The organism is Chitinivorax sp. PXF-14 (assembly GCF_040812015.1).
Taxonomy (GTDB): Bacteria; Pseudomonadota; Gammaproteobacteria; order Burkholderiales; family SCOH01; genus JBFNXJ01.
Window position 1 is genome coordinate 368674 of the sequence record NZ_JBFNXJ010000002.1, and the last position, 23175, is coordinate 391848.

A 23175-nucleotide genomic window follows, 5' to 3' on the forward strand; every position below is an offset into this window, starting at 1 on the left:
CATGATATTTATACCCAGCTACGCTCACCACCATCGAATTCAATGCCGGAGTTGCCCATGAACAGGCCAGCGCCCTCCCTCGTCGCCACTCTGCTTGGCGGCATTGCCGCCGTACTGATCGTGCACGGCATCGGCCGCTTTGCCTACACGCCGCTGTTGCCGCTAATGCGCGAAGATGGCCTGAGCATCGCCCAGGCCGGCTGGCTCGCCTCGGCCAACTACGTAGGCTATCTGCTCGGTGCGCTGTTCACCGTCTGGCATCGCGGCAACCGGGTGCGCTGGCTGCAGGGCGGCATCGTCGTCAGCATTGCCACCACGCTGGCGATGGGCGTGATACACGCGCCGTCGCTATGGGCGCTGATACGGTTTGTCAGCGGCGTCAGCAACGGTATCGTCTTCGTCTACGCCTCGAATCTGGTGTTCTCGCGCCTCGCCAAGGAAGAACGCGGCGCCCTGGGCGGCTTGCTGTATGCCGGCGTGGGGCTCGGCATGAGCGTGTCGGGCCTGCTCGTGCAGGGTATCGACGCGCTGGGCTGGCGCTGGCAATGGGGCTGGCTGCTGGCTGGCGCCATCTGCATCGCCGCTGTCGTGCCCGCATGGCGGATTCGCGAATGCAGCGTCACGGCCGTGGCGGGTGGCGCCGGCAAGCCAAGCGGCCGCCTGTTCTGGGTGGTGGGCGGCTACGGCTGCGCGGGCCTTGGCTACATCGTCAGCGCAACCTTTCTGCCCGCCATTGTCCGCGACACACCGGGGCTCGCAAGCTTTGCGCCGATGAGCTGGATCATCGTCGGGCTCGCGGCCACGCCGTCGAGCCTGTTCTGGAGCTGGCTTGCCCACCGCATAGGCGAATTGCCGGCGTTGCTCTGGGCCTACGGCCTACAGGCGATTGGCGTCATGGCGCCGATCTGGCTGCCGGGCATGCTGGGCGCGGCATCGGGTGCGCTGCTGCTGGGCAGCACCTTCCTCGGCATCGTCACCATGGCCATGGCGCTGGCCCGTCGCCACGATCCCCATGGCGGCAGCCGCACCGTCGGCCTGATGACTTCGGCCTACGGCGTGGCACAGATCATCGGCCCGCTGCTGACCGCCGCGCTGTCCAAGCACAGCGACGGCATGACGCTCGCGCTGGAAATCGCGACGGCCAGCCTCGTCGTGGGCGCCGCCTTGCTGATCGTCTCCGCGCTGGAATCTCAACTCGCGGCCCAGCCGCAGGCCGGCAAGCCGTGACGGCTTGCCAGGTCGGGCCCGGCATCTCAACCATCAACCGAAAGGAATCCGCATGCCCTACGTCAACATCAAGATCACCAAGGAAGGCGCAACGAGCGAGCAGAAAGCCGCGCTGATCCAGGGGGTGACCCAATTGCTGGTGGATGTGCTGAACAAGAACCCGGCGACGACCGTGGTGGTCATTGACGAAGTCGATACCGATAACTGGGGAGTCGGCGGCGAGAGCATCACCGTGCGACGCAAGGCCGGCAAGTAGCACCTGTCGCAGCAGAAAACAAAACAGCCCGCTTGCGCGGGCTGTTTTGCTGATGGGCCTGGCTTAACCCAGCCATTTGCGCGCGTTGCGGAACATGCGCATCCAGCCCGAATCTTCCTGCCAGTCGTCCGGGTGCCACGAGCACTGTACCGTGCGGTGGGCGCGCTCGGGGTGCGGCATCATGATCGTGAAACGGCCGTCCGGCGTCGTCACGCCGGTAATGCCTTTGGGCGAGCCGTTCGGGTTCAGCGGGTAAGTTTCGGTCGGCTTGCCCTTGTGATCGATGAAGCGCAACGCGACGCTGACATTCTTCAAGGCGCTCTGGCTGCCGAATTCGGCCAGACCCTCGCCGTGGGAGACGACGATAGGCAGCCTGGAGCCTGCCATGCCATCGAGGAACAGGGACGGGCTCTGCTGTACTTCGACCATCACGAAACGCGCCTCGAACTGCTCCGACAGGTTGCGTCCGAAGTGCGGCCAGTAGTCGGCGCCAGGGATGATGTCCTTGAGGTTGCTCATCATCTGGCAGCCATTGCACACCCCCAGCGCGAAGGTGTCGGCGCGCTTGAAGAAGGCCTCGAACTGATCGCGCGCACGGCTGTTGAAGAGGATGCTCTTGGCCCAGCCCTCGCCCGCGCCGAGCACGTCGCCGTAGGAGAAGCCGCCGCAGGCGGCGAAGCCTTTGAAATCGTCGAGTGAGACGCGGCCGGCGATGATGTCGCTCATATGCACGTCGAACGCGTCGAAACCGGCCTTGGTGAAGGCCGCCGCCATTTCGGCCTGGCTGTTGACGCCCTGTTCGCGCAGCACGGCGATGCGCGGCTTCGCGCCCTTGGCGATGAACGGCGCGGCGATGTCCTCACCCGGGTTGTAGCTCAGCTCGGCAAACAGGCCACGGTCGTTCTTTTCCAGCAGGCGGTCGTATTCGCTATCCGCGCAGGCCGGGTTGTCGCGCAGCGACTGCATGCGGTAGCTGGTCTCGGACCAGGCGCGCTGCAACGAGGTGCGCGGCTCGTGGAACACGGTCTTGTTGTTGCGCTTGATCTTGAGCTTGTCGTCGGACGACAGCGTGCCGATCACATACAGCTCGCTGCGGATGCCGGTGTTGAAGAACGCGGCCATCACCGCCGAGGTGTCGCTGCGGCGGCACTGGATCACCGCGCCGAGCTCTTCGTTGAACAGCACGCCCATGATGCGGCCATTCTCGGCCCGCAGCACGTCTTCCGGCGTCAGCTCGCGGTATTCGCGCTCGCTGCGGCGGCGCTCGAAGCACAGCTCGTCAACCTCGATGCTGAGGCCGACATGGCTCGCGAACATCATCTCCGCCAGCGTGGCGAACAGGCCGCCATCAGAGCGGTCGTGGTAGGCAAGCAGCTTGCCGTCGCGGTTCAGTTGCTGGATCGTATCGAAGAAGGCGATCAGCCGTTGTGCGTTGACCACATCCGGGTTGAAGTTGCCGATCTGCTTGTATACCTGCGCCAGCGCCGAGCCACCGAGACGGCACTTGCCGGCGCCGAGGTCGATCAGGATCAGGTCGGTGTCGCCCTTGTCGGTACGCAGCACCGGCGTCAGCGTGCGGCGCACATCCTGTACCGGCGCGAAAGCCGACACGATCAGGCTCAGCGGCGCGGTGACGGACTTCTGCTTGCCGCCCTCTTCCCACACCGTCTTCATCGACAGCGAATCCTTGCCGACCGGGATGGAGACGCCCAGATCCTTGGCCATGTCCATCACGGCTTCCACCGTGTCGTACAGGTTCGCATCCTCGCCCGGGTGGCCAGCAGCAGCCATCCAGTTGGCGGACAGCTTGATGTCGCCGATCTTGCCGATATTGGCCGCAGCAACGTTGGTAATGGCTTCGCCGATCGACATGCGGCCGGCAGCCGGCCCCGAGATCAGCGCCAGCGGCGTGCGCTCGCCCATCGCCATGGCTTCGCCACGGTAGGTATCGAAACCCATGGTGGTGACGGCCACATCGGCCACCGGGGTCTGCCACGGGCCGACCATCTGGTCGCGCGCGGTCATGCCGCCGACCGAGCGGTCGCCGATGGTGATCAGGAAGCTCTTGTCGGCCACGGCCGGCAGGCGCAGTACGCGGTAAGCGGCTTCCTGCAGGCTCAAGGTCGAGGAATCGAAACGCGGCAGATCGAGTGCCTTGCGTGCAACGTCGCGCGTCATCCGCGGCGGCTTGCCGAGCAGCACCTGCATGTCCATGTCGACCGGGTTCGAGCCATCCTTGGCGTCCGACACCGTCAGGCGGCGCTCTGCCGTGGCGCGGCCAACCACCGCGAACGGGCAACGCTCGCGTTCGCACAGCGAGCGGAACAGCTCGAGATCGGCCTCGCGGATCGCCAGCATGTAGCGTTCCTGCGATTCATTACACCAGACTTCCTTCGGCGACATGCCCTTCTCTTCCACCGGGATGCCACGCAGGTCAACCCTGGCGCCGCGGTCGGAACCATCGACGAGCTCGGGCAGGGCATTCGACAAGCCGCCCGCGCCGACGTCATGGATCGACAGGATGGGATTCTTGTCGCCCAGCTGCCAGCAGCGGTCGATCACTTCCTGCGCACGGCGCTGGATTTCCGGATTGCCGCGCTGTACCGAGTCGAAGTCGAGGTTGGCGGCATTGGCGCCGGTATCCATCGACGAGGCGGCACCGCCGCCCAGGCCGATCAGCAGGCCGGGACCGCCGAGCTGGATGATCAGCGCGCCGTCGGGCAGTTCATGCTTGCCAAGGTGTTGGCCATCGATGTTGCCGAGGCCGCCCGCGATCATGATGGGCTTGTGATAGCCACGCATCTCGCCGGCGATCAGCTCTTCGTAGGTGCGGAAATAGCCGTTCAGGTTGGGACGGCCGAATTCGTTGTTGAACGCGGCACCGCCGATCGGGCCTTCGATCATGATCGACAGCGGGCTGGCGATGCGCTCTGGGCGGCCATACTGGCCATCCGCGCCGTCCTTGCCTTCATAGGCTTCCCACGGCTGTTCGAAGCCGGGGATGTTGAGGTTGGATACCGTGAAGCCGGTCAGGCCCGCCTTGGGCTTGGAGCCGCGGCCAGTCGCGCCTTCGTCCCGAATCTCGCCGCCGGCGCCGGTCGCAGCACCGGGGAACGGCGAAATCGCCGTCGGGTGGTTGTGCGTCTCGACCTTCATCAGGATATGGGTCGGCTGTTCCTGCCATTGCCATTGCTTGGAGTCGGCAGCCGGCGCCAGGCGTCTGATGCTGGCGCCCTCGATCACCGAGGAATTGTCCGAATAGGCGATCAGGGTGCCTTCGGGGTGTGCCTTGTGCGTTTCACGGATCATGCCGAACAGCGACAGCGGCTGCTTTTCGCCATCGATGATGAAGTCGGCATTGAAAATCTTGTGGCGGCAGTGCTCGGAGTTCGCCTGCGCGAACATCATCAGCTCGACATCGCTCGGATTGCGCTTGATCTTCTGGAAATTCTCGACGAGATAGTCGATCTCGTCCGGGCTCAGCGCCAGGCCCCAGTTCTTGTTGGCGGCCTCGAGCGCAGCCTTGCCGCCGCTCAGGACATCGACGCTCTCCAGCGGTTTGCTGTCGACATGACGGAACAGCTTGTCGCCATCGTCGATCGACTCGAACACCATGTCGGTCATGCGGTCGTGAATCATCGGCAACAGGGCGCGCTTGTCGGCATCCGTCAGCTTGCCGCCGGCTTTCTTCACGTAGATGGCCACGCCGCGTTCGACGCGATGTACCTTGGCGAGGCCGGCGTTGTGCACGATGTCAGTGGCTTTCGAGGCCCACGGCGAAATCGTGCCGAGGCGCGGGGTCACCAGCATCATCTCGCCGATGGTGGCGGCGTCGTCGGCCGGGTGGCCGTATTCGAGCAGTTGCTGCAGCACGGCGACATCGGCGTCGCTGAGCGCGCCATCCAGCTCGGCGAAATGCCAGAATTCGGCATACAGGTGTTCAACATTGACGCCGGCATCGGCCAGGCCTTGACGCAATTTGTTGAGCCGGAAAGAAGACAGCGCGGAGCCGCCGCGCAGCTTGATGATGTCAGACATGCGATTCTCGAAAGACAGGGTCGAAAAATGACTCGACATGATAAACGAAGCGGCACTTTTTTTCGAGGCCGCCCCGCCGCAGGCCGCGCGGATTCGCGTTTCCACACAGGTGTTTGCATACCTCAATATAGGCGACACCATGTGCGCGGCATGGTTATCGTGTCCCCACGGCCAACCAGGGGGCTGCCCCGCCGAGGCCGCGCCTAGGCCATTTGGCGGCTATTCGGCCATGGCCGCCGCTGCTACACTGGCAAGGACTTTGCTAGAGGAAGCAGAAATGGATTACTTCCCGATATTCATGAACATCAAAGGCCAGCCCTGTCTGGTCGTCGGCGGCGGCGAAGTTGCCGCGCGCAAGGCCGGGCTGCTGCAAAAAGCCGGCGCCGACATCACCGTGGTCGCACCAGCGCTGTGCGACGAGCTATGCGGCCTCGTCGCCAGCGGGGAAATGAAACACCTCGACGGCCGCTTCCAACCCCGGCAGCTCGATGACATGACGCTCGTCATTGCCGCCACCGACGACAGTCAGGTCAACGAGGCCGTGGCCCGCGCGGCCAGCGAGCGCCGCCTGCCGGTCAACGTGGTCGACCAGCCCGCGCTGTGCAGCTTCATCATGCCGGCCATCATCGACCGCTCGCCCGTGGTGATCGCCGTCTCGACGGGCGGTGGCGTGCCGGTGCTGGCGCGGCTGATCCGCGCGCGGCTCGAAACCATGATCCCGGCCACCTATGGCGAACTCGCGCGCCTGGCAACGGACTTCCGCGACAAGGTCAAGCAGCGCTTCGCCACCATCACCGCGCGGCGGGTATTCTGGGAGCACGTGCTGCAGGGCGATGTGGCGGAGAAGGTATTCAGCGGCAACCTGGCTGCCGGCCGCGCGCTGATGGAAAAGGCGCTGCAGGATGCGGAAGAGGACAAGCTCAACCAGGGCGCGGTCTACCTCGTCGGTGGCGGCCCCGGCAACCCCGACCTGCTGACCTTCCGCGCTTTGCGCCTGATGCAGCAGGCCGACGTCGTGCTGTACGACGCCCTGGTGGCGCCGGAAATCGTCGACCTGACCCGCCGCGATGCCGAGCGCGTCTACGTCGGCAAGCAAAGCAACAATCATGCGCTGCCGCAGGACGACATCAACCGGCTGCTGGTGTACTACGCACAGCAAGGCAAGCGCGTGCTGCGCCTGAAGGGCGGCGACCCGTTCATCTTCGGCCGCGGCGGCGAGGAGATCGAAACGCTGGTCGAATACGGCATCCCGTTCGAAGTCGTGCCCGGCATCACCTCGGCGCAGGGCGCATCGAGCTACGCCGGCATCCCGCTCACCCACCGCGACTACGCACAGTGCTGTACCTTCGTGACCGGCCACCGCCGCGACGAGGCTGGCGTGGTCGACCTGGACTGGCCCGCACTGGCGCGCCCGGAGCAGACCGTGGTCGTCTACATGGGCGTCGCGCAACTACCCGATATCTGCCAGCAAATGATCGCGCATGGCCGCGCCCCGAGCACGCCCGCGGCCATGGTCGAACGCGCCACGACCGCGCGCCAGCGCGTCGTCGTCGGCGACCTGACCACCCTGCCCGAACTCGCCCTGCAGCAAGGCATCAAGGCCCCGGCGCTGATCGTGATCGGCGAGGTGGTCAAGCTTCACGACAAGCTCGACTGGTTCCGGCCTGGCTCACAGGCACACTAAACAAATCGCCCCTTCACGGGGCGATTTGTTTTTACATGGACAAGACAGGCCGCCACTAGAAGCACGTCGCGATGAAATTCGCCATACCGACCACCATCGCCGGGCGCAGGTAGGCGGCAAAGACAGCCAGTGCCAGCAGCACAGCCACCAGCATGGCCAATCGTTGCCGCCAGCGCTTCATCTCAAGCCCCGGCGGGCGCTACCCGCACAATCGGCTGTTCGCGGATCGGCCAGTTGACGATCGCCGCCATCACCCCGAGCCCGATGGAGAGATACCAGACGAGGTCATAGTTGCCGGCACGGTCGTAGATGAAGCCGCCGAGCCAGACCCCCAGGAAGCTGCCGACCTGATGCGAGAAGAACACGAAGCCGGACAGCATGCCAAGAAACGCCGGCCCGAAGATGTGGGCAATCAGGCCGTTGGTCAGCGGCACGGTCGATAGCCACAGGAAACCCATCACCGCCGCGAACACGTAGACACTTGCCGGCGTCAGCGGCACGCTGAGGAAGACCACGATCGCCGCAGCGCGTATCAGGTAGATCGCCGAGAGCAGGCGGCGCTTCGGCAGCCTGGCCCCCCACTGCCCGGCCAGATAGGTGCCGAACACGTTGAACAGGCCGATCAGCGCCAGCGCGATGCTGGCGACTTCGCCCGGCAGCCCCTTGTCCTTGAGGAAGGCCGGCAGATGCACGCCGATGAACACTACCTGGAAGCCACAGACGAAATAGCCGGCCATCAGCAGCTGGAAACTCGGGTAGGAAAACGCCTCGCGCAGCGCTTCGCTCAGCGACTGCTTGTGGCCAACGTGCGCCGTGGCATGCGCCGGCTCGCGCAAGCCGATGGCGAGCGGCGCGATCAGCACGGCCATCGCCGCCAGGATGAACAGCGCGGACATCCAGCCCTGGCTGTCGATCAGCCAGCGCTCGGTGGGCACCATGAGGAACTGGCCAAACGACCCCGCTGCGGCAGAAATCCCCATGGACTGGGAGCGCTTCTCTGCCGGGCATTGGCGCCCGATCACGCCGTAGATGACGCTATAGGTGGTGCAGGACAATGCCAGCCCGAGCAGCACGCCGGCCGACAGGCTGAACGTCGGGCCAGTCGACGATACGGTCATCAGCACGAGCCCGGCCGCGTACAGCAACGCGCCGACGATGAGCACGCGGACGGCGCCAAAACGATCCGCAAGGGCGCCGGTGAACGGCTGGGCAGCACCCCACACCAGGTTTTGCAAGCCGAGCGCGAAGGCAAAGGTTTCCCGTGTCCAGCCGAACTCGGCAGTCATCGGCGGCAGGAAGAATCCGAAGCCGTGGCGCACCCCCATCGACAGGGAGACGATCAGGCCACCACACAGCAGGATACGGCTTAAGGACGGAGCATTCATCAGGCAAGGCAAGGCGTGGAGATGTTCGCAGCTTACGCCGCGCGGCCTGAGCCGAGTAGTGACAGTCAGGGTCAATTTCGGGACCGAACTGGCCACATTGCGGTCGCCTTGCCGTGCGCTGGCGCCGGTAGTATCGACAAGCCTGCAGCTCAATCCTGGCGCGGCCTGCAGGCAGGCTGCGAGCGCCATCCAGCATGGCTTTCAGCCGGGCAGTAAAAAGGCCATCCCGAGGGACGGCCTTTCAGGTACTGCGCGAGGCGGCTCAGCCGTGGCGGCGGGCGAAATCTGCCATGAAATCCACCAGCGTCTGCACGCCTTCGATCGGCATGGCGTTGTAGATCGAGGCGCGCATGCCGCCCACCGACTTGTGCCCCTTGAGCTGCAGCAGGTGGCGCGCTTCGGCCTCCTTGAGGAAGCTGCCGTTGAGCGTGTCGTCACGCAAGGTGAACGGGATGTTCATGCGCGAGCGGCAATCGGCGGCAACCGGGCTGTGGTAGAAGCCGCCGCTCTGCTCGATGGCGTCGTACACCAGCTTGGCCTTGGCGATATTGACCTGCTCCATTGCCGCAACGCCGCCACGGGCCTTGAGCCACTTGAAGATCAGCCCGGCGACGTAGACCGCAAAGGTGGCCGGCGTGTTGTACATCGAGCCGGCATCGGCGTGGGTCCGGTAGTCGAACATAGTCGGCGTGAACGGCAGCGCATGGCCGATCAGGTCTTCCCGCACGATCACCACCACCAGGCCGGACGGGCCGATATTCTTCTGCGCGCCGCCGTAAATCAGGCCGAACTTCGACACATCGACCGGGCGGGACAGGATGTTCGACGACATGTCCGCCACCAGCGGCACATCGCCGACCTCGGGAGTGAACTGGTATTCGACGCCACCGATGGTCTCGTTGGGCGTGTAGTGCACGTAGGAGGCGTCGCGGCTCAGCTGCCATTCCGCCACCGGCGGGATGTAGGTGAAATTGCGGTCTTCCGCGCTCGCGGCGATGTTGATCTCGCCGTAGCGTTTCGCTTCCTTGATCGCGCCCTTGGCCCAGTGGCCGGTGTTGATGTAGTCGGCACGACCGGTGCGGCCGATCAGGTTCATCGGCACCATGGCGAACTGGCTGGTGGCGCCGCCCTGCAGCAGCAGCACCTTGTAGTTCGACGGAATCGCCATCAGCTCGCGCAGGTCCGCTTCGCACTCGGCGATGATCTGGCTGAATTCCGGGCCACGATGGCTCATCTCCATCACCGACATGCCGGAGCCATGCCAGTCGAGCAGCTCGGCCTGGGCCTGTTGCAATACTTCCTTGGGCAAGACGGCGGGGCCCGCCGAGAAGTTGAATACTTGCGTCACATCGATCTCCGCTTACTTGGCATCAATTCGCTTCACGACTTCGGTCAACGGGACCGAATGCCCGCCCTTGAGCTGTTCGCTGACAGACTGCATGGCGGCCTGCATGGTGTCCGCCCCGATCTGGGCCTGTGCCTGCAGCACCTTCTTGCCGGTAGGCGTGCTGTTGAAGGCGGCCAGCTCGTGCAGCTCCTTCTCGTTCAGGCTCTTGCCGTAGGCGCTGGCCATCGCTTCCTGCATGATCTTGGCGGTGTCGATCTTGTCGAGATTCTTCTTGAAGTCATCGGCAAGGATCTTGATCACCTTGTCGCCGTTGTCCATCAGCTTCTTTTTCTGCGCATCGGTCAGGCTCTTGTCAGCGCTGATCGCCTGCGGTGCATTGCGCGACACCTGCATCACCCAGCGGCCCAACACCACTTCCTTCAACTGGCTGGACAGGCGCTTGATGTCCATCGTCGCCAGCACCTCGTCCACCGCCTTGCGCTTGTCCGGCGTCATGGCCTCGTCGGCCCACGCGGAAGGCAGCAGGCAAATACCGAGCAGAACGGCCGACAACATGTTGCGAAACGTCATTGTGTTCCCCTTTTTTTGGATATCGGTCAGACCAGCAGGAAATGCGCGCGGGCGACGGCCACGGGTTTGCTCCGGTCGTCCTGCCAGGCGGTCATCAGCACGTTCGCGACGCGCTTGCCCTGCTTGGTGATGTCGCAACGCGCATAGAGGTCCTGCGCCTTGCCCGAGCGCAGGTAATCGAGCGAAAAGTCGATGGTCTTGGGCACCTCGCGCGACTCTCGCGCCCACATCAGGTGCAACAGCGCGGCGGTTTCCAGAAAACCGCCGATGGCACCGCCATGCAGCGCCGGCAGCAGGGTATTGCCGATATTCTTGTCCTGGAAGCGCAGCACGAACTGCATGTCGTCGTTTTCTTCGCGCATCTCGACGCCAAGCAGCTTGGCGTAGGGCAATTCGTCGATGATGCCGCTATAGTCGCCGCTGCTCTTGGCGGCAATCAGCTTGTCGATCAAATCCATCTGGGTCTCCTAGCTGATGGTGGCCTTGCTCGAATCGCGCATGAACGTGCCGACGCTGTAGGCAATCGGCTGCTCCGAGCTTTCCTGGTATGCGGTGGCGCGGGTGAACGCGATGTTCGAGCCGAGGCGATAGCACTCCGCGGTGCAATAGATCGGCTCACCAGGGATCGCGCTCTTCAGGTAGTCGATGCGCAGGTCGAGGGTGGCGATGGCCTCGGCCTCGCTCAGCCGGGAAAACACCGACAGGCCGCTGGTAGTGTCGATCAGCGAGGTGATGACCCCGCCATGGATCACGCCGGTCTTGGGGTTGCCGACCAGCTCGGCGCGGTAGTCGATCTTCATCGTCGCGCGGCCTCGCTCGCCCTGAACATATTGCAGGCCGATGGTCGTGGAGTGCGGGATCTCGGTGAACCACTTGGCCACCGAGTCGAACAGCTCCTGGTTGGCGACAGGCAAGGGCAGTGTGGACATATGCGCCTCCTCAGGCCTTGTTGAGCAGCCACTGCACGTAGCGCGACACACCCTGCCCCACGTCGTAGAACGGCGCATCGTAGCCCGCACCGCGCAGCGCCGAGATGTCGGCCTGGGTGAAGCTCTGGTACTTGCCCTTGAGCGCCTCGGGGAAGTCGATGTACTCGAGGATACCCTGCTCCACCAGCTGCGCCAGCGTCAGCGCCGGCTTGCCCTCGGCCTCGCGGCAGGCATTGACGCTGGCCACGGCCACGTCGTTGAAGCTCTGCGCGTTGCCCGAGCCCAGGTTGAAGATGCCGCTCTGGTCCGGGTTGTCGAGGAAGTACAGGTTGACCTTGACTACGTCCTCGACCGACACGAAATCGCGGCGCTGCTCGCCGTTGGCGTAGCCATCGCAGCCTTCGAACAGCTTGACCTTGCCGGTCTCGCGGTACTGGTTGAAATGATGGAAGGCGACCGAGGCCATGCGCCCCTTGTGGTTCTCACGCGGGCCGTAGACGTTGAAGTAGCGGAAGCCGACGACCTGGCTGGTGCGGCCTTCCCAGCGGCGGCGCACGATCTGGTCGAACAGGAACTTGGAGTAGCCGTAAACATTGAGCGGCCCCTCGTGTTCGCGCGACTCCTTGAACACCCTGCCACCGCCATAGACGGCCGCGCTCGATGCGTAGAGGAAAGGAATCTCCTCGGCCTGGCAGTAGTCGAACAGATCGAGCGTGTAGCGGTAGTTGTTCTCCATCATGTAGCGGCCGTCGGTCTCCATCGTGTCGGAGCACGCACCCTGATGCAGGATGGCCTCGACCTCGCCGTCGAAGGCGCCGTCGAGGAAGAGCTCGATGAAGTCTTCCTTGTCCATATAGTCGGCAATCTCGTAGTCGACCAGGTTCTTGAACTTGTCGGCCTTCTTCATGTTGTCGACCGCGATGATGTCGGTCTGGCCGCGCTCGTTGAGCGCCTTGACGATATTGGAACCGATGAAACCGGCCGCGCCGGTGACGATGATAGTCATAGCATTACTCCTGTCGGCCGGCACCTGGCCAGCCTTGCATTCAAGCGAACAATTCTTCCTGCTGCACGATGGCCGTGCCGAGCTTGCCGACGACGATGCCAGCCGCCCGGTTCGACCAACGCACCGCGTCTGCCATGTCGAGCCCCGCGCCGAGCATGACGCCCAGCGTCGCGATCACGGTGTCGCCCGCCCCAGAGACATCGAATACCTCGCGCGCCTGGGTCGGCTCATGCAGCATCGCACCGTCGCGGTAGAGGCTCATGCCCTCCTCGCTGCGCGTGACCAGCAGTGCGGTCAGGCCCAGCGACTGACGCAAGGCCTGGGCCTTCTGCCCCAGCTCTTCCTCGTTCTTCCAGCTGCCGGCGACCTGCTTGAATTCGCTGCGATTCGGCGTCAGCAAGGTGGCGCCGACATAGCGCGAATAGTCGTCCCCCTTGGGGTCGACCAGCACCTGCTTGCCGGCCGCGCGGGCCAGGCGGATCATGGTTTCGACGTGGGTCAGCCCGCCCTTGCCGTAATCCGACAGGATCACGACATCGTGCTCGGGCAACGCCGCCTCGAAATCCTCCAGCTTGGCGGCCAGCACCTCGTGGCTCGGCTGGGATTCGAAGTCGATGCGGATCAGCTGCTGCTGCCGCGCAATCACGCGCAGCTTGATGATGGTGGAGATGCTCGGGTCGCGCAGCAGCGACGATTTCACGCCTGACGACTGCATCAGCCTGTCGAGCGCCGCACCGGCCTCGTCATCGCCGACGACCGACAGCAGCGTCACCTGAGCACCCAGCGATGCCGCATTGCGCGCCACGTTGGCGGCGCCGCCGGCACGTTCCTCGGCACGGTTCACCAACGCCACCGGCACCGGGGCCTCCGGCGAAATGCGGTTGACGTCGCCAAACCAGTAGCGGTCCAGCATCACGTCGCCGACGACGAGGATTCTTGCTGCGCCAACCGCCGATTTCAGTTGATCGATGTGGGCTCGATCCATTCGCTACTCCTGCTGTTCACGCTTGCACGTGGCGTGGTCAGTCAATCAGAGACGCCCGATGGCGTCGTATTCGAGGCCGAAACCGCGCACGATCTGCGGATCGTACATATTGCGGCCATCGACGATCAGCGGTGTCTTCAGCTTGGCCTTGATGTCGCCGAAGTCCGGGCTGCGGAATTCCTTCCACTCGGTCACGATCAACAAGGCGTCGGCCTCATCCAGCGCGCCCATGGGCGACTTGGCATAGTCGAGCCCCGGTAGCTCGCCGAGAATGCGCTGCGTCTCGTGGGTTGCGATCGGATCGTAGGCCGTGACCGTGGCGCCGCGTTCGAGCAGGCCGCGGATGATCACCAGGCTTGGCGCCTCGCGCATGTCGTCGGTATTGGGCTTGAACGCCAATCCCCACAGGGCGAAGTGCCGCCCCTTGAGATCGCCGCCGAAGTGGCCGCCGACCTTCTGCAACAGGCGCAGCTTCTGTTCGTCGTTGACGCGTTCGACCGCGTTGAGCACGTGCAGCTCGCCGCCGTGGGCATGGGCCGTGCGCTGCAAGGCCTGCACGTCCTTGGGGAAGCAGGAGCCGCCGTAGCCGACGCCGGGATAAAGAAAGTGATAACCGATGCGCGGATCGGAACCGATACCCTGCCGCACCTGCTCGATATCGGCCCCCAGCAGCTCGGCCAGGTTGGCCAACTCGTTCATGAACGAAATGCGCGTCGCCAGCATGGCGTTGGCAGCGTACTTGGTCAGCTCGGCCGAACGCACATCCATGGTGATGATGCGCTCGTGATTACGCTGGAATGGCTTGTACAGCGCGCGCATCAGCGTCAGCGCGCGCTCGTCGTCGGCGCCGATGACGACCCGGTCGGGGCGCATGAAATCATCGACGGCAGCGCCTTCCTTGAGGAACTCTGGGTTCGACACCACGCTGTATTCGAGTGCAGCGTCACGCTTGGCGAGCTCGTCGGCAATCGCTTCGCGCACCTTGTCGGCGGTACCGACCGGCACCGTGGACTTGTCCACCACGACCTTGTAATCCGTCATGTAGCGGCCGATATTACGTGCGGCGGCAACCACATACTGCAGGTCGGCCGAGCCGTCTTCATCCGGCGGCGTGCCCACGGCGATGAACTGCAAGGTGCCGTGCGCCACACTCTCTTCGATACTGGTGGTGAACGACAGGCGGCCAGCGGCGACATTGCGCTTGACCATGTCTTCGAGGCCCGGCTCGTAGATCGGGATGCCGCCGGACTTCAATATCTCGATCTTGCGCGGGTCGAGATCGAGGCAAAGCACGGTGTTCCCCATCTCCGCGAGACAGGTGCCGGTGACCAGGCCCACATAGCCGGTGCCGATAATGCTGATTTTCACGCTCTAATCCTTTCAGGCGCTCGCGATTTCATCGCGTATGCGTTGCAGTACGGCCACGGGATCGGCCGCACGGGTAATCGGGCGGCCGATCACCAGGTAATCGGCGCCAGCCTGGATCGCCGCCGACGGGGTCATCACGCGCGACTGGTCGTCGAGGCTGGCATCGAGCGGGCGGATGCCCGGTGTCACCAGCTTGAATCCCTGGCCACACAGGGCCTTCAGTTGCACGGCTTCCTGCGCCGAACACACCACCCCGTCGAGGCCGCAGTCCTGCGTCAGCTTGGCCAGTTTGCCGACTATCGCGCCCGGGTCGCCGGGCAGGCCAACCTCGGCCAGTTGGCCGGCATCCATGCTGGTCAGCACCGTCACGGCGATCAACAACGGCCGCTGGCGATAGCTCGCCAGCGCCTCGCGCGTCGACTCCATCATCTTGCGACCGCCGAGCGCATGCACATTGACCATCCACACACCGATATCGGCCGCCACCTTGCAGGCGCTGGCCACGGTGTTGGGGATGTCGTGGAATTTGAGGTCGAGAAAGACTTCAAAGCCGCGCGCGATCAGCTTCTCCACCAGTTGCGGGCCGGCTGCCGTGAACAGCTCCTTGCCCACCTTGAGGCGGCACAGCGACGGATGCAGGGGGTCGATGAAGCGCAACACGCTGTCGGCGTCGTTGAAATCGAGCGCAACGACAATCTTGGGATCCTGATTCATGGTCAAACTCTCATCTTCATTAAACGGCACTGTCGCCGCCGAGCTTGGGGGAATACGTCTCCCAGCCGGTACAGCCGGGGCAGTGCCAGTAATATTGCCGCGCCCGGAAACCGCACTGGCGGCATTGGTACATGGCCAGCTTCTTGGTGTTGTCATGCAGAAGGTTGCGGATGGCTTCGAGGTCCGGCCGGCGCTCCGCCGGCACAAAATGGATTTCGGCCTCGACCAGCGACTTGAGCCCGAGCATGGTCGCATTGCGCCGTAACTCGCCATACAGGAAGTCGCGGGCGGACTCCAGCCCCTCTTGCTCGCTCATCGACTGGAACACGATTTCGAGGATGTCGAGCGACGGGTAGCTCGACAGATAGGCCTTGAGCAACTGCAGACCTTCCGCAGAACGGCCGTCTTCCTTGTAGGCATCGATCAGGCGCTGGCCGACCAGCGACAGGAATTGCGGGTCCTGCGTCTCGATCTTTTTCCAGTACTCGACGGCTTGCGCGAAGCGCTTCTCGGCGACGGCGATATCGCCGAGCAGGATGTTGGCCCGCACGCACTTGCGATGCACCTGCAACGCCCGGTCGAGGTGGACCTTTGCCTCCTCTGCCTTGGAGTTGGCAATATCGCGCTGCGCCAGCTCGCAATGGAACTCGGCCACCTCGTGCTGAAATGCCGAGCTGCCGTTGGAAATGCGGCTTGCCGTGGCGATTGCCTTTTCCCACTTCTTCTCCTGCTGGTAGATATCCAGCAGGTATTGGCTCGCAGTCCGCTCGTGGGGCGAATCGAGCAGCTTCGTCAGCAACTCTTCGGCACGATCGAACAAGCCCGCCTTGAAGTAATCGAGCGCCAGTTCGAACTCGCCCTTGCCTCGTTGCTCGGGGCTGATATCGTTGCGCCCGAGCAGGGTCTGGTGAACCAGGATCGCCCGCTCATGCTCCCCCTTCTTGCGGAACATGCTACCCAGGGCAAAGTTGAGGTCGATCGAATGCGGATCGGACTTCACGATCTCGACAAACTCCGCGATCGCCTTGTCCTGCTCTTCATTCAACAGGAAATTCAAGCCCTTGTAGTAGGCAAGCGGCAACTTGCGCGTCTCGCGCAACAGCTGCTTGATGTCGATACGGGCGGCAAGCCAGCCCAGGGCAAAGAATAAAGGTGGCAATATCAGCCACCACAACTCCAAATCCACGTATGGTTTCCAGTAGTCAGTAGTGAACGCACCGGGGGATGATGCACGATACTCGCCGCGCGGAAGGCACGGCACAGCGCCCCCTATACAACCATGTCAGGCTGTTGCGGTGCGACGATCTGGGTTGGACGATTACGCAGCTCTTTCTTGAGCAGCAGGATTTCACGGCGCAGCCGGAAGATGTGAGCAATCCCCGCCAATGCCCCCAGTGCGGCACCAACACTGAAGAACACCAGCAACATGAGAATCAGCGGTGCTTGCCATTCGTACCCGAGAAAATAACGCAATGACACGATTTGGCTGTTGTGCAGGGCAAAGCCGAGCAACATCAGAAACACCAGGAACTGCGCCAGCCACCACAAATAACGCATGTCAGCCTCGGCTAGAAAAGTCGACAGGGAGCCGATTTTAACCGATTGCCTGTCATATCTGAAAAAAATGCGACGCCAGCACGCAGCGGCGCCAGACAAAAAGAAAAAGCGGCATGGTTTCCCATGCCGCCTTCACGTCTTGTGGACGTTTACGCTTCGAGGTCGTCGACGCGTTCGCGCAGTTCCTTACCGGCTTTGAAGTGAGGAACATACTTCTCGGGGACCTGCACTTTTTCGCCGGACTTGGGGTTGCGCCCCGTCCGCGGCGGACGGTAGTTCAAATCGAAACTACCGAAACCGCGAATTTCGATGCGCTGCCCCTGAGACAGACCATCCGCCATCGCATCCAGAATGGCCTTGACGGCCAATTCCGCATCCTTGACGACGAGCTGCGGATAACGTGCAGCGAGTCTGGCAATCAGTTCCGACTTCGTCATAACGCCTCTTACTCAGCCGACTTGTTTTCCAGCTTGGCCTTCAACAGTGCGCCGAGGCTCGTGGTACCAGCGCTGGCGTCCGACTGGATGCTGCGCATTGCTTCCTTCTCGTCACCCAGATCCTTGGCCTTGATGGACAGGTTGATGCCACGGTTCTTGCGGTCGATGTTGATGATCATCGCTTCGACTTCGTCGCCTTCCTTCAGCACGGAACCGATGTTTTCAACGCGGTCGCGCGAAACTTCGGTCGCACGCAGGTAGCCTTCAACGTCGTCGGCCAGCTGAACCACAGCGCCCTTCGGATCGATAGCCTTGACCGTGCCCTTGACGATGCTGCCCTTGTCATGGGTCGATACGAAGTTGTTGAACGGATCACCTTCGAGCTGCTTGATGCCCATGGAGATACGCTCACGCTCGGTATCGATCGACAGAACCACTGCCTCGACTTCGTCACCCTTCTTGTAGTTGCGGACGGCTTCTTCGCCAGCCACGTTCCAGGACAGGTCGGACAGGTGAACCAGACCGTCGATGCCGCCAGGCAGACCGATGAACACGCCGAAGTCGGTGATCGACTTGATGGTGCCGCGGATCTTGTCGCCCTTCTTGAAGTTCTGGCTGAACTCGTCCCAAGGATTGGCCGCGCACTGCTTCATGCCGAGGCTGATACGGCGGCGGTCTTCGTCGATCTCGAGGATCATGACTTCGACTTCGTCGCCCAGCGACACAACCTTCGACGGGTGAACGTTCTTGTTGGTCCAGTCCATTTCGGAAACGTGAACCAGGCCTTCGATACCCTGTTCGATTTCAACGAACGCGCCGTAGTCGGTGAGGTTGGTGACCTTGCCGAACAGACGGGTGCTTTGCGGGTAGCGACGCGACAGGCCGACCCAAGGATCTTCGCCCAGTTGCTTCAGACCCAGCGATACGCGGTTCTTCTCTTGATCGAACTTGAGCACCTTGGCTTCGACTTCGTCGCCAACTGCCAGCACTTCGGACGGGTGCTTGACACGGCGCCAAGCGAGGTCGGTGATGTGCAGCAGGCCGTCGATGCCGCCGAGGTCGACGAACGCACCGTAGTCGGTGATGTTCTTGACGATACCCTTGACGACGGAGCCTTCCTGCAGGGTTTCCAGCAGCTTCTGGCGCTCTTCGCCCAGGCTGGCTTCAAGTACGGCACGGCGCGATACAACGACGTTGTTGCGCTTGCGGTCGAGCTTGATGACCTTGAATTCGATTTGCTTGCCTTCGTACGGCGTGGTGTCCTTGACCGGACGCACATCGACCAGCGAACCCGGCAGGAACGCGCGGATGCTGTTGACCATAACGGTGAGGCCACCCTTGACCTTGCCGTTGATCACGCCACTGATGACAGTACCCTTTTCCAGCGCATCTTCGAGCTCGATCCAGGCAGCCAGGCGCTTGGCCTTGTCGCGGGACAGCTTGGTTTCGCCATAGCCGTTTTCCAGCGTATCGATGGCAACGGTGACGAAGTCACCGATCTTCACTTCGATTTCGCCGTTGTCGTTGCGGAACTCGTCAACCGAAATCAGCGACTCGGACTTGAGGCCGGCGTTGACGGTAACGAAGTTCGGATCAACGTTGACAACCTCTGCGGTGATGACTTCACCGGAGCGCATTTCCTGGCGCTGGAGGCTCTCTTCGAAGAGGGCGGCAAAACTTTCCATGGAAGCAATAGTCATTGAATGGGACCTTGTGTGCCAGAGGCACGGTTGATTAAAAAACCGAACGGCCGGAATTGGCGCTCCGGCCGGTCGACCCTAAAATTTTGATTATACGGCGGATTTACTGCGATGAATTGCCAAAACACGAGCGACAGCGTCTTCGATGCTGAGGGAGGTGGTGTCGAGCAATACGGCGTCCGCACACTGTTGCAGGGGTGCTACCGAACGCGCCGAATCTCGCGCGTCACGCCCACGGATGTCCTGCAAAATCCTTTGGAATATAGCATCATCCGGATTTGCCAGCAAGCCCTTTTCAATCAACTGCTTATAGCGCCGGGAAGCGCGCTCTTCGGCGCTGGCGGTCAGGAATATCTTTGTTGCGGCATCGGGAAAGACAACCGACGCCATGTCGCGCCCATCGGCCACCAGCCCCGGAGCCGTGCGAAAGGCGCGTTGCCGCTCCAGCAGCGCGGCGCGCAGCGCGGGCAGCGCGGCGATCGCGGACGCGGCATTGCCCGTGGCTTCGGTGCGCACCTGGGCCTCGACCGATTCACCATCGAGAAAAATGTCACCTCCGGCAAAGCGGATGTCGAGCCCAGCCGCCAGCGTGGCGAGCTGTGGCTCGTCGCCCAACGCCACACCCAGCTTCTGGGCAGCCAGCGCGGCCAGGCGATAGATCGCGCCGCTGTCGAGATAATGCCAGCCGAGGGCCTGGGCAACCAGTTGTGCGACCGTTCCCTTACCGGAAGCGGAAGGACCGTCGATCGCGATGACGGGACTCATATCGAGCAATCTTCACCTCAAAAACACAGATATTGCAGTTAAACCTGCTATCGCCGGATAGCACCAGCCATTATGATACCGGGTTTGGTTCCAATCTTTCTCGTCTATCCAGCATGGAATTCCTCGATCTCGCTCCCATCGCCGCTGTCAGCGGCACTGTCGCCCTACCCGGCTCGAAAAGCATTTCCAACCGCACGCTGCTGCTCGCCGCATTGTCCGAGGGTACGACCGAGGTCAAGGGACTGCTCGATTCGGACGACGTGCAGCGCATGCTGGAAGCACTCACCGCGCTGGGCGTCAACTGGCGCCAGCAGCCCGGCACGCGTGATTTCGTGGTCGAGGGAGTCGGCGGCCGCTTCCCGGTCAAGCAGGCCGAACTGTTTCTCGGCAACGCCGGCACCGCCTTTCGCCCGTTGACGGCGGCGCTCGCGCTGTCCGGTGGCGACTACACGCTGTCGGGCGTGCCGCGCATGCATGAGCGCCCGATCGGCGATCTGATCGACGCGCTGCGCCAATTGGGCGCATCGGTCGACTATCTGGGTAACGACGGCTTCCCGCCGCTGGCCATCCACCCGGCCACCTTGTGGTCGGGCAGCGAGGTGTCGGTCAAGGGCAATGTATCGAGCCAGTTCCTGACAGCCCTGCTGATGGCCCTGCCGCTGACCGGCGAGGCGGCCACCGTGCGTGTCGTGGGCGAGCTGATCTCCAAGCCCTATATCGAGATCACGCTCAACCTGATGCAACGCTTTGGTGTCTCGGTGACGCGCGAGGGCTGGGAACGCTTCCACATCGCCGGCGGCCAGCGCTATCAGTCGCCGGGCGTGATCCATGTCGAGGGCGATGCCAGCTCGGCATCCTATTTCCTGGCGGCCGGCGCCATCGGGCGCGGCCCGGTGCGCGTCGAAGGCGTCGGCGCCGACAGCATCCAGGGCGATGTGAAGTTTGCCGACACGCTGCGCCAGATGGGCGCCAGCATCACCATGGGCGACAACTGGATCGAGGCGGGCGGCAGCGGCAAGCTCAAGGCCATTGATGTCGACCTGAACCATATCCCCGATGCCGCGATGACGATCGCCGTCGCCGCGCTGTTTGCCGACGGCACCACCACGATCCGCAATATCGCGAGTTGGCGCGTCAAGGAAACCGACCGCCTGTCGGCCATGGCCACCGAGCTGCGCAAGGTCGGCGCGACGGTCGAGGAAGGCCAGGACTACATCCGCGTCACGCCGCCGGCTCATCTCACGCCGAACGCCGAAATCGACACCTACGACGACCACCGCATGGCGATGTGCTTCTCGCTGGTGGCGCTCGGCGGCGTGCCGGTGCGCATCAATGATCCGAAATGCGTGGGCAAGACCTTCCCGGAGTATTTCGACGTGTTGAAAGCGGTCAGCAAATAACGGCGGCATACCTTGCCGAGCCGACAGTTCAGACGCGCGAAATGCATAACACCATTCACTACCTGATCGGCATCGACGGCGGCGGCACGCGCACGCGCATCCAGCTGGCCGACCCTAGCGGCAGGCCGCTCGCCTACGCCGAATGCGGCCCGTCGGCCCTGGGTCAGGGGGTCGACAAGGCCTGGCGGGAAATCGCCACGGGGCTCGATGCGGTATTCGCTCAGCTCAAGGTCAGCGGCATTCCGTTTCATCATTGCGCGGTGGGCGCGGGGCTGTCCGGCGTCAACAACGCGAGCTGGGCACGCCATTTTCACGATGCCGCACCGGCGTTCGCGGCGCTGAGCCTGGCATCCGACGCCTATACCGCGCTGCTTGGCGCACATGACGGCGGGGCTGGCGCGATCGTCATCGTCGGCACCGGCAGCATCGGGCTCGCACAATTCACCGACGGCCGGCGCGTCGAGACCGGCGGCTGGGGCTTTCCCTCTGGCGACGAGGCGAGCGGCGCCTGGCTTGGCCTGCATGCCATTGCGCTGGCGCAGCGGACGTTGGATGGGCGCGCCAGCCAGACCGCCTTCACCCGGGAACTGATCGCGCAGTGTGGCGGCAGCGACGCAGCCCTGCTCGACTGGCTGGGGCGCGCCGGGCAAGCGGAATACGCAACGCTCGCCCCGGTCGTGGTGCGCCATGCGCAGCACGATGTGCAGGCCCAGGCGCTGATGCAGCGTGCCGGGCAGGAGATCGCCGCGATGGCGCGCGCCATGGATGCCGACGAGGCGCTCCCGCTGGCCCTGTGCGGCGGGTTGTCGACAGTCATGGCGGACTACCTGCCGGATGCGCTCAAGGTGCGCACCATGCCCCCCAGGCATGACGCCGTGTACGGCGCGCTGCTGCTGGCGAAGCAGGCCGCTAACCAATCCAGCTAGTTCAGTCGATACGGGCACTGGCCGCACTGGCCAGCTCGTAGACAGTCTTGCCGCGCAGGCGGAACACGTCGGCGGCGTGATAGAAGTTTTCCGAATGGCCGACGAACAGCAGGCCATCCTGCTTCAGCATCGGTGCGAACTTCTTGAGAATCGACAACTGCGTGGCTTTGTCGAAATAAATCATCACGTTGCGGCAGAAAATCGCGTCGAACGGGCCGCGAATCGCCCAGTTGTTGTCGATCAGATTGAGCCGGCGGAAGGTGATCAGGTTCTTCAACTCCTGCTTCACCGCAAACTGCCCGTCGGGCTGGCGTACCATGAAACGCGACAACCGGGCCGGCGACAGCTTTTCCACGCGCTCGGCCGGATAGATGCCCTTGGCGGCAAAATCGAGCACGCTGGTGTCGAGATCGGTGGCGATGATGCGCGCATTCGGCGTCAGCGAGTCGAAGGTCTCGCAGATCGTCATCGCGATCGAGTAAGGCTCCTCGCCGGTCGACGTGGCGGAGCACCAGACCGTGACGGCGCCGTTGTCGCGGCGCTTCTTCAGGTGCTCGGCCAGAATCGGGAAATGGTGTTCCTCGCGAAAGAACGAGGTCAGGTTGGTCGTCAGCGAATTGACGAAGGCCTCCCACTCCTTGTGGTCGCCCCGTTCGAGCCGCGCCAGGTAGTCCTTGAAATTCGACAGCCCGAGCGCCCGCAGGCGCCGCGCCAAGCGGCCGTAGACCATGTCCTGCTTGCCCGTGTGCAGAGCGATGCCAGCATAGTCATAGATCATTTTCCTGACGCGTTCGAAATCGTCTGGCGTGAAGTGAAACTCGCGGAATGGCTCGGTCATTGAAGGTGGGCGTGTGTCGGCAGCGATGAGGATGTTATAGCA

General features: G+C 63.2%; 22 protein-coding genes. 5 read left to right on the top strand and 17 right to left on the bottom strand.

The features are described from left to right. Nucleotides 1-57 precede the first annotated feature (57 nt). Nucleotides 58-1227, top strand: coding sequence for a YbfB/YjiJ family MFS transporter (locus tag ABWL39_RS04490; protein WP_367787494.1), 1170 nt, complete (start codon nucleotides 58-60; stop codon nucleotides 1225-1227). Between the two features lie 52 nt (nucleotides 1228-1279). Continuing rightward, nucleotides 1280-1483, top strand: a complete 204-nt coding sequence (locus tag ABWL39_RS04495; RefSeq protein WP_367787495.1) for a 2-hydroxymuconate tautomerase family protein — start codon at nucleotides 1280-1282, stop codon at nucleotides 1481-1483. Nucleotides 1484-1546: 63 nt separating this feature from the next. Here the strand turns inward: ABWL39_RS04495 and purL are convergent, their stop codons facing one another. Beyond that, nucleotides 1547-5521 carry a phosphoribosylformylglycinamidine synthase gene (gene purL / locus ABWL39_RS04500; RefSeq protein ID WP_367787497.1) on the bottom strand — a complete coding sequence of 1325 codons (3975 nt, stop codon included), beginning with the start codon at nucleotides 5519-5521 and terminating at the stop codon, nucleotides 1547-1549. A gap of 277 nt (nucleotides 5522-5798) precedes the next feature. On the opposite strand from purL, the gene cysG reads away from it, so the two are divergent. Next, entirely contained in the window at nucleotides 5799-7205 is a 1407-nt protein-coding gene (gene cysG, locus ABWL39_RS04505; RefSeq protein WP_367787499.1) for a siroheme synthase CysG, read from the top strand. Between the two features lie 55 nt (nucleotides 7206-7260). Here the strand turns inward: cysG and ABWL39_RS04510 are convergent, their stop codons facing one another. The 15 genes from ABWL39_RS04510 to cmk all read right to left on the bottom strand — a co-directional run bounded on the left by ABWL39_RS04510 (nucleotide 7261) and on the right by cmk (nucleotide 19969). After that, on the bottom strand, nucleotides 7261-7386 hold the full coding sequence (locus ABWL39_RS04510; protein ID WP_367787501.1) for a hypothetical protein: 126 nt from the start codon (nucleotides 7384-7386) through the stop codon (nucleotides 7261-7263). Nucleotide 7387: 1 nt separating this feature from the next. Then, nucleotides 7388-8590, bottom strand: coding sequence for an MFS transporter (locus tag ABWL39_RS04515; protein WP_367787503.1), 1203 nt, complete (start codon nucleotides 8588-8590; stop codon nucleotides 7388-7390). Between the two features lie 262 nt (nucleotides 8591-8852). After that, nucleotides 8853-9938: a 3-phosphoserine/phosphohydroxythreonine transaminase gene (gene serC, locus ABWL39_RS04520; protein ID WP_367787505.1), complete on the bottom strand. Its 1086-nt coding sequence runs from the start codon at nucleotides 9936-9938 to the stop codon at nucleotides 8853-8855. 12 nt (nucleotides 9939-9950) lie between these two features. Beyond that, the gene (locus ABWL39_RS04525) at nucleotides 9951-10508 is read right to left on the bottom strand and encodes a DUF2059 domain-containing protein (RefSeq protein ID WP_367787507.1); all 558 of its coding nucleotides are present in this window, start codon (nucleotides 10506-10508) and stop codon (nucleotides 9951-9953) included. Nucleotides 10509-10534: 26 nt separating this feature from the next. Continuing rightward, complete coding sequence (locus ABWL39_RS04530; RefSeq protein WP_367787509.1) at nucleotides 10535-10966, bottom strand: PaaI family thioesterase; 432 nt, start codon at nucleotides 10964-10966, stop codon at nucleotides 10535-10537. 9 nt (nucleotides 10967-10975) lie between these two features. Then, nucleotides 10976-11437: a PaaI family thioesterase gene (locus ABWL39_RS04535; protein ID WP_367787511.1), complete on the bottom strand. Its 462-nt coding sequence runs from the start codon at nucleotides 11435-11437 to the stop codon at nucleotides 10976-10978. 10 nt (nucleotides 11438-11447) lie between these two features. Then, entirely contained in the window at nucleotides 11448-12443 is a 996-nt protein-coding gene (gene rfaD / locus ABWL39_RS04540) for an ADP-glyceromanno-heptose 6-epimerase (RefSeq protein ID WP_367787513.1), read from the bottom strand. A gap of 40 nt (nucleotides 12444-12483) precedes the next feature. Beyond that, entirely contained in the window at nucleotides 12484-13428 is a 945-nt protein-coding gene (gene rfaE1, locus ABWL39_RS04545; RefSeq protein ID WP_367787515.1) for a D-glycero-beta-D-manno-heptose-7-phosphate kinase, read from the bottom strand. 45 nt (nucleotides 13429-13473) lie between these two features. Further along, complete coding sequence (locus ABWL39_RS04550; protein WP_367787517.1) at nucleotides 13474-14796, bottom strand: UDP-glucose/GDP-mannose dehydrogenase family protein; 1323 nt, start codon at nucleotides 14794-14796, stop codon at nucleotides 13474-13476. Nucleotides 14797-14808: 12 nt separating this feature from the next. Further along, on the bottom strand, nucleotides 14809-15510 hold the full coding sequence (gene pyrF, locus ABWL39_RS04555) for an orotidine-5'-phosphate decarboxylase (protein ID WP_367787519.1): 702 nt from the start codon (nucleotides 15508-15510) through the stop codon (nucleotides 14809-14811). 19 nt (nucleotides 15511-15529) lie between these two features. Then, a complete protein-coding gene (gene lapB / locus ABWL39_RS04560) occupies nucleotides 15530-16696 on the bottom strand; it encodes a lipopolysaccharide assembly protein LapB (protein ID WP_367787521.1) in 1167 nt (388 codons plus the stop codon). 83 nt (nucleotides 16697-16779) lie between these two features. Continuing rightward, entirely contained in the window at nucleotides 16780-17067 is a 288-nt protein-coding gene (locus ABWL39_RS04565; RefSeq protein WP_367787523.1) for a lipopolysaccharide assembly LapA domain-containing protein, read from the bottom strand. A gap of 149 nt (nucleotides 17068-17216) precedes the next feature. Further along, on the bottom strand, nucleotides 17217-17504 hold the full coding sequence (locus tag ABWL39_RS04570; protein WP_367787525.1) for an integration host factor subunit beta: 288 nt from the start codon (nucleotides 17502-17504) through the stop codon (nucleotides 17217-17219). Nucleotides 17505-17512: 8 nt separating this feature from the next. Then, nucleotides 17513-19189 carry a 30S ribosomal protein S1 gene (gene rpsA / locus ABWL39_RS04575; protein ID WP_367787617.1) on the bottom strand — a complete coding sequence of 559 codons (1677 nt, stop codon included), beginning with the start codon at nucleotides 19187-19189 and terminating at the stop codon, nucleotides 17513-17515. Nucleotides 19190-19294: 105 nt separating this feature from the next. Beyond that, nucleotides 19295-19969 (bottom strand): (d)CMP kinase, encoded by a 675-nt coding sequence (cmk, locus tag ABWL39_RS04580; RefSeq protein ID WP_367787528.1) that lies wholly within the window; start codon nucleotides 19967-19969, stop codon nucleotides 19295-19297. A gap of 113 nt (nucleotides 19970-20082) precedes the next feature. Here cmk and aroA point away from each other — a divergent pair, with 113 nt between their 5' ends. Together aroA and ABWL39_RS04590 are read left to right on the top strand one after the other, a co-directional pair. Next, nucleotides 20083-21369 carry a 3-phosphoshikimate 1-carboxyvinyltransferase gene (gene aroA, locus ABWL39_RS04585; RefSeq protein ID WP_367787530.1) on the top strand — a complete coding sequence of 429 codons (1287 nt, stop codon included), beginning with the start codon at nucleotides 20083-20085 and terminating at the stop codon, nucleotides 21367-21369. 41 nt (nucleotides 21370-21410) lie between these two features. Then, on the top strand, nucleotides 21411-22295 hold the full coding sequence (locus tag ABWL39_RS04590) for a BadF/BadG/BcrA/BcrD ATPase family protein (protein WP_367787532.1): 885 nt from the start codon (nucleotides 21411-21413) through the stop codon (nucleotides 22293-22295). Between the two features lies 1 nt (nucleotide 22296). On the opposite strand, the gene ABWL39_RS04595 is transcribed toward ABWL39_RS04590, so the two are convergent. Beyond that, nucleotides 22297-23133: a CheR family methyltransferase gene (locus tag ABWL39_RS04595; RefSeq protein WP_367787533.1), complete on the bottom strand. Its 837-nt coding sequence runs from the start codon at nucleotides 23131-23133 to the stop codon at nucleotides 22297-22299. Nucleotides 23134-23175 lie beyond the last annotated feature (42 nt).

Bases quoted from the DNA above. Each gene is read 5' to 3' on its own strand.
- ABWL39_RS04490 (WP_367787494.1), top strand. From the start codon at position 58: ATGAACAGGCCAGCGCCCTCCCTCGTCGCCACTCTGCTTGGCGGCATT.
- ABWL39_RS04495 (WP_367787495.1), top strand. From the start codon at position 1,280: ATGCCCTACGTCAACATCAAGATCACCAAGGAAGGCGCAACGAGCGAG.
- purL (WP_367787497.1), bottom strand. From the start codon at position 5,521: ATGTCTGACATCATCAAGCTGCGCGGCGGCTCCGCGCTGTCTTCTTTC.
- cysG (WP_367787499.1), top strand. From the start codon at position 5,799: ATGGATTACTTCCCGATATTCATGAACATCAAAGGCCAGCCCTGTCTG.
- ABWL39_RS04510 (WP_367787501.1), bottom strand. From the start codon at position 7,386: ATGAAGCGCTGGCGGCAACGATTGGCCATGCTGGTGGCTGTGCTGCTG.
- ABWL39_RS04515 (WP_367787503.1), bottom strand. From the start codon at position 8,590: ATGAATGCTCCGTCCTTAAGCCGTATCCTGCTGTGTGGTGGCCTGATC.
- ABWL39_RS04525 (WP_367787507.1), bottom strand. From the start codon at position 10,508: ATGACGTTTCGCAACATGTTGTCGGCCGTTCTGCTCGGTATTTGCCTG.
- ABWL39_RS04530 (WP_367787509.1), bottom strand. From the start codon at position 10,966: ATGGATTTGATCGACAAGCTGATTGCCGCCAAGAGCAGCGGCGACTAT.
- ABWL39_RS04535 (WP_367787511.1), bottom strand. From the start codon at position 11,437: ATGTCCACACTGCCCTTGCCTGTCGCCAACCAGGAGCTGTTCGACTCG.
- rfaD (WP_367787513.1), bottom strand. From the start codon at position 12,443: ATGACTATCATCGTCACCGGCGCGGCCGGTTTCATCGGTTCCAATATC.
- rfaE1 (WP_367787515.1), bottom strand. From the start codon at position 13,428: ATGGATCGAGCCCACATCGATCAACTGAAATCGGCGGTTGGCGCAGCA.
- pyrF (WP_367787519.1), bottom strand. From the start codon at position 15,510: ATGAATCAGGATCCCAAGATTGTCGTTGCGCTCGATTTCAACGACGCC.
- ABWL39_RS04565 (WP_367787523.1), bottom strand. From the start codon at position 17,067: ATGCGTTATTTGTGGTGGCTGGCGCAGTTCCTGGTGTTTCTGATGTTG.
- ABWL39_RS04570 (WP_367787525.1), bottom strand. From the start codon at position 17,504: ATGACGAAGTCGGAACTGATTGCCAGACTCGCTGCACGTTATCCGCAG.
- rpsA (WP_367787617.1), bottom strand. From the start codon at position 19,189: ATGGAAAGTTTTGCCGCCCTCTTCGAAGAGAGCCTCCAGCGCCAGGAA.
- cmk (WP_367787528.1), bottom strand. From the start codon at position 19,969: ATGAGTCCCGTCATCGCGATCGACGGTCCTTCCGCTTCCGGTAAGGGA.
- aroA (WP_367787530.1), top strand. From the start codon at position 20,083: ATGGAATTCCTCGATCTCGCTCCCATCGCCGCTGTCAGCGGCACTGTC.
- ABWL39_RS04590 (WP_367787532.1), top strand. From the start codon at position 21,411: ATGCATAACACCATTCACTACCTGATCGGCATCGACGGCGGCGGCACG.
- ABWL39_RS04595 (WP_367787533.1), bottom strand. From the start codon at position 23,133: ATGACCGAGCCATTCCGCGAGTTTCACTTCACGCCAGACGATTTCGAA.